The sequence below is a fragment of the uncultured Gimesia sp. genome, assembly GCF_937910335.1.
Taxonomy (GTDB): domain Bacteria; phylum Planctomycetota; class Planctomycetia; order Planctomycetales; family Planctomycetaceae; genus Gimesia.
Genome location: NZ_CALEMX010000418.1, coordinates 23,817 through 30,013 on the forward strand (window position 1 = coordinate 23,817; position 6,197 = coordinate 30,013).

Consider the following 6,197-nt stretch of genomic DNA (forward strand, 5'->3'; position numbering starts at 1 on the left):
TCGTTCCTGGATTATTTCTTCACAATACTGGCTTTGGTAATGTAATCCAGACGGGGAAAGTCCTGTTTCAGGTATTGATTTCCTTCGAGTTGAATTCGCTTTTGCGATGGCCCTCGCCCATTGGGGGCTCCCTCGCCATACCCCTTATAGAGCGCATCTACCACTTTCATACCCTCTTTTGAGATGTATCCAAAGGGTGCAAAACCATACTTGTCCAGGCGGCGGTTGTCGCCGTAGTTAATGAAAATTTGTGTCGTTCTTGAATGAGGGGTTGATGTTTTTGCGAATGAAACATAACCCTTAAGATTTTGTTTCATAACGGGATCGTCCTGTATAGTTTGATCACGCCATTTAGTTTGCGTGTCCGGGTTACCATTAATTCCCACCTGAGCCATAAAGCCTTCTATCACCCGAAAAAAAGCGCAATCATTATAAAACCCGGAATTCACCAGTTTGTAAAACTGATCGGCGCCATTAGGACACCATTTGCGAGTGACATCAACATAGAAAGTCCCTTTCGTGGTCTGCATTTTTACACGATATGTTTCGGGAGCCTGAGCCGGGGCCGCTGTTGTAGTCCCTACGAGAAAAGTAGAAACCAAGGCCATTGTCGCAAACAGAAAAGTTTTTACTGAATACACCAGTCATTCCTTTTGATCAATCAGGGGAACGGAAATCAATCAACGCCTATCGAAGTCTAATTGATTTCAGGTGTTTGCAACAAGAGCGATTCAGAATTCCCGGCAGGGTAGTATCAGGGCTTGCCGCGTTATTGAGATGCATAAAAAAAGCCGCCGCGAATCAGGGGGGGAGAATTCGCGACGGCCAGAGCCCGGGGCTGCTGACGATCAGCCCCACTGCAGATCCCGCGATCTGCAAGTTCCTGGAATCGCCAGGATATCCTGACGATTCCTGTTTCCTTTAGTATCCAAGGAGTGCTTCTTCTTCTTCTTCCTGAATGATGATTCTGGGGGTGACCATCATCATCAAGCTTTCGGTTTCACGTCCGACACCAGTATTCTTGAACAGACGACTGATGTAAGGAAGCTTATTTAAAATTGGCACACCAGCCATACTGCGTCCTTCACGGAGTCGTTTGACACCACCCAGGAGAACAGTACCACCATCGGGCACACTGACTGTTGTGGTTACAGTAACCTGTTCAACAACGGGCTGCTGGATCGTAGTTGTACCTAGACCACCACCACCGTTTTGACCTTGCTGGCCCTGTTGACCTTGCTGGCCTTGTTGGCCACCTTGGCCACCAGCACCTCCCTGACCACCGATTCCACCGACGCCTTGTCCGCCGCCGCCACCAAAGTTTCCACCACCTTGCTGACCAAGACCACCACCACCTTGTTGACCTTGCTGGCCTTGTTGGCCACCACCTGTTTGGCCACCCTGGAAGGAGAAGGTAAAGACGTCTGTTACATTGGTAAAGTTTGGATTAACAGAGAGTCGTACATAACGTCTGTCTGCAGAGATCACAGCTGAAACTGTCAGTGAGACCCCTTCAGGAATATTAGCGATCACAGGTGTAAACCCGACAGAGAAGTTACCTACTGTGGGAACCAGACTGATCACGAAAGGTCGTGACACGTTACTGGTAACAAAGGCAACCTGACCGTTAAAGAGTGTTACTTTCGGTGCAAACATCAAGTTAGATCGTTCATCAGCCTGAGCAGCATTGATGAAGAAGAAGGCTTCGATGTCGCTCAGAATAGCCAAACCAACATTCACACCAGCGTTTGCGTTAAAGCTTCCAAACTCAGGTACACCGATTTCAAATGATCCCTGTCTGAATTGAACATCCAAATCTGGTGTAAACGATTCTGGAGAAGCCAGACCTACAACAGTACCTGCCTTAGGCCAAGTATCATAGTTAAGTAGCGTTCGTGTGGGTGGATCACTAAAGGGAGCAACTCCCGATCCACCTGTCTGTCCTGACGTCGTTTGACCTTGCTGACCTTGCTGTCCACCACCTTGCTGGCCACCACCACCATTTTGGTTTGCGGTAGTATTTAGATCTACCTGACCAAATCCGGGAACAGCAGTTCCATTATTGGTAACAGTAGGGTTTCCGACTGTGTCCTGAATATTGAAGTCGAAGTCGACACCAATCCGCTCAAAGAATCGGTCAGAAACCGTTACAAACCGAACTTCAATTGTTACCTGCAGGTCCTGTAGTCTTCTTAACTGTTCGAGCAGGTTAGCAATTTCATCGTGTACTTTTTGTGTTTGACGAATGACCAGACTCAATGTCGTCTCGAAGGGGCGTACACTACCTGCACCACCAATTTCTTCCCAGGAATCGGGTTCAACCGTGGAAACGATCAGTTCTGTAAGTGAATCAAAATCAATATTTGAACCACCGCCGGCTACCTGAGATGTGGCACCGCCACTGCTCCAGGGATTGGCACCGCCGGGAATACCACCCATGACGGGATCTGCCACCTGGAAGTTACCGGGAGCAGCTTGATTTCCACCAATGCCTGCCCCATAACCGATGGCGCCCATCTGACTGTAGGGATTGCTTCCCAGATTTCCACTGGAGGCAAAGTTCGGAATCGGTACGACAAGGTCTGCCACAGGATAAGTTTGTGTATTCAGAGTCCCTTGTTGACGAATGCGACTGGTAATTTTCAATACTTCATTATCAATCGTGTAAGACAGATTCAATGGTTCGAGAAGCAGATTTAAAGCACTTCTCAGCTTAATACCATTCACGTTAATCGTGACGGGGGCAGAAGGAGTGACTCCCTCTTCCTCTAATCCCTGTGAATCAAGAAAGATGTTAATGCCGGTCAATGTTTGAACGTTGTTCATCACTTCCGTGAGGGGTTTATTCTCAAACTGAAGATTTACAGGACGATCCAGGCTTTCTTCAATCTGGATTTCTTTTTCTGTTTTCTGCTTATGGTTTTTCGCATGATATTTGTCACGGCGTTTTGTCAGTTCAGCCCATTCTTTGGCTCCACCAGGACCAAACTTAATGTCGGAAGTGTAAGCATCTGCCAACGCTTCTTCCACGTCGTTTAACTGTTTCCAGACATTCTGTTCTTTACGTTCACGCATGTTATTGTTTGAATCTTCACGCGATATGAATTGGGCTTTCCATTTCATAGTTGTAGTAACAGGATTCTGGGGATCAAGATCGACGGCCTGCTTGGCAATCACTCCTGCTTCGGCGTATCTACGCTGTTCTATTAGTTCGTTAAATTTCTGAACCAGTTCAGCGAGTTCCTGTTCGACACGGATTTTTGTTTTAATTCTTTGATCAATATACTCTTCCACTTCCGTGTTACGCTTCTTTAATTCTTCCAGAGGTGCAACCTGATTGCGGAAGGAATCAATTGACTCGCGTGTTCGTTGCAGAGAACCGATCAATGCTGACGTTGACTTTTTATTGAGGCTGGAATTTTCTACTTTCGCCAGTGTTTGATCAATTACTTGCAAAGCATCTGACGGAGCAGATTCACGCATTCTTTCTGCTTTGAAGATGGCATTCAATACCTCAGATCGCAGGCGACTAAATTCAATCGCCTGTTTCTGTTCAACCAGATCAATCGTGCTGGGTTCGCCGGAGCCTTCATTAGTAGAACCAGTCTGATTCTTCACCAGCTTGATTCTATCAGCCCGACCAGGAGCCAACTCACGGACGGCATCCTGAAGTTGTTGTGCACGATGTGCATCGAGTTTCTCACCAGATTGATACGCTGCTAAAAATGACTGATAAGCGGCTTTACGGTTACCCTCGGAAAGTCGTTGCATTCCCAGGTTATACAATTCCAGAGCAGAAGCACCGGGATGAATCACGGCAATCTCACTGGCAGTATTGTTTTTCATGCGAGCTACAGAATTGGACTGACTGCCCTTTCTGTTTTCCAGATCGCGTAATATTGCCTGTGGGCTATCCTCACCCGGTTTGAATTCTACGCCAACTTTCAGTGCTTCCTGAGCATTGGCCTGGGCAGACTCGAAAAGACGAGCCTTAAGATCTGTTCTAGCTTGCGCAACTAGTTTCTGTGAGAACTGTTTTTTACGTCCATATTCTGCAGCGTAAAGTTGTTCACGTGAAAGTCCTCCGGGCTGACCTGCCATTTTGCGAATGTCTGCCAGAACTTGTTCTGGACGATCTTCAAACAACGAATAGGCTGTATTTATTTTTTGTGCGGTTTCTGCTTTTTGACGCGCTTCGATTGCCTGCCCATTGGCAAGATCTTTGCGTGCATCAGCAATCAATTGCCGTGCATATTTACCGTCAGAATTCCCATTCGTCGACTGGGATGTACCAGGATTCAGTCTGCTTTCTGAGCTGGCACCAACACGTTGAATAAAGGCGGTTGGAGATTCTGTGTCAGGAGCAAAACGGATATCGAGTGTTTGAGACAATTTCTGAGCAGAAGAAGCAAGCATCAACGCTTCATCTTTATTACCCTGCTGCAAAGCAACTTGTGCCTGTTTCATCAATCGATTGATTCGTGGACGGACGGCATCTTCATTCTGCTGTAATCCTTTGATTCCAGAAATGGTAGCCGCTTCATCAGAAATTCGATCAATGGCAGAAAGTACCAGTTCAGGGCGATCATCAAACAGGTCATAAGAAACCTGCATCTGTTGTACCTGTGACACTTTCATGCGGGCACTATCGAAATCACGTTTTTTAATATCGAGACGAGCCGTGCGCAGTAATTCTGTTGCCTGTGCTTTGGAAGACCCTGGAAGCGTGGCTACGGGAGTAGCCGGATTGGCACTACCTGCCAATGAACCACCAGATTGGGCGCGTTTAATCTCGTCGAGAATTAATTCGGGACGATCATCAAAGAGTCGATAGGCTACATCTTCAAGCTGCATTGCCTGGAGTGCCAGTTCGCGAGCCGAATCGTTTCGACCAGACTGCATTTCAGCACGAGCCTGCAACAACAGTTTTTTTGCCCGTTCTTTATTTGCGGATCCAGTTTGCGCGATCTGAGTTGATTTTTTTGTCTGACCGGCAAAAATTTTCGTACCGGTTTTTCGTTCAATTTCAGCAAGAATATGTTGAGGACGTTCTTCGAACAGTTTATATGCAACATCATAGTCTTGTGCCTGTATCGCGATGGTTCGAGCATCATCATAATTCCCGGCGTTTAATGCCTGACGGGCCTGCTTGAGCAATACAGTAGCTTGTTCTTTTTCAGTCAGCCTTTTAGTCTGGCTGCCATCAAATGGATTCGAAGCAGAATTTTCAAACGGGTTATCATTTGCAGATTCTTTAACATTGCCAACCTGCACGATCCTGGAATCGGTATTTGAGAATCCACCAGCCTGTTGAACTTGAGAACCTTTTTGGCTTCTTTGTTCTGCACGTGCGATCGTAGCCAGTACCTGTTCTGGTCGTTCATCAAAGGGACCGTACTCTATCTGCATGGCTGCAGCCTGGCTTGCTTTTTGGCGTGCCTTGGCTAATTCATTCAATTTAATATCTTCGCGAGCTGACTTTAACAACTGACGGGCCAGTTGCTTCTTTTCGTCCAGAGTCTTACCGGCTGCATTCGAATAGTTTCTGGAAAAGTCTGTATCAGAAGCAGGAGACTGTGCTCGTACAATCTGTTTTCCTCGAGGTGCAGCTGCTCGCTGGCGAGCACGACCCAGGTACTCGTTCATCTTGCGAAACTCTGCTTGAGACAATCGCCCGGGTGAGACAGAAGCTTTTTCAAGCACTTCCACCGCTTCAGCGAATTGTCCTCTCTCGTAATATTGAGTCCCGAGACTCAGATAGTAACGAGCCGAGCGTTGTTGACGCCCCGCGATCGGTTGACCATTATTCTCGACATCAGCAGCGACCTTCCTGGTCGTGTTGCCAAGATTGGCCAGCCACATTGACGCTGCAATCAACGTCGTACAGGCTAGTACTCCAAATGCCTTGCCCAATTTAGGTCCCTCCTTCAAGCCAGAACACCAACTTTGATTATGTTGTTTTTGAGGAGTCATCATGACTTCCAACTCGCTATCTAAATATGAGTGGGATTTTAATCCGAAATCCAGATTTAATGCCATACGAATATTTCGAGAGACAAATCTAGATTTAAGAAAAACGAAATGTTATTGAATCTTTGCACGATGGCAAATTTAACAGATAACTTTGAGAGAAATGAAATATTGAATTGTTTTTTGAGATAAGAGAGAAGTGTGAGCGGTTAATAATCGATTTGTAC

The 6,197-nt window shown here is 46.6% G+C and carries 2 protein-coding genes; both read right to left on the bottom strand.

Going from position 1 to position 6,197, the window contains the following annotated elements:
• Positions 1–11 precede the first annotated feature (11 nt).
• The gene (locus Q0668_RS16475) at positions 12–641 is read right to left on the bottom strand and encodes a peptidylprolyl isomerase (RefSeq protein WP_298866605.1); all 630 of its coding nucleotides are present in this window, start codon (positions 639–641) and stop codon (positions 12–14) included.
• Positions 642–921: 280 nt separating this feature from the next.
• On the bottom strand, positions 922–5,976 hold the full coding sequence (locus tag Q0668_RS16480; RefSeq protein ID WP_298866606.1) for a hypothetical protein: 5,055 nt from the start codon (positions 5,974–5,976) through the stop codon (positions 922–924).
• Positions 5,977–6,197 lie beyond the last annotated feature (221 nt).

Bases quoted from the DNA above. Each gene is read 5' to 3' on its own strand.
- Q0668_RS16480 (WP_298866606.1), bottom strand. From the start codon at position 5,976: ATGATGACTCCTCAAAAACAACATAATCAAAGTTGGTGTTCTGGCTTG.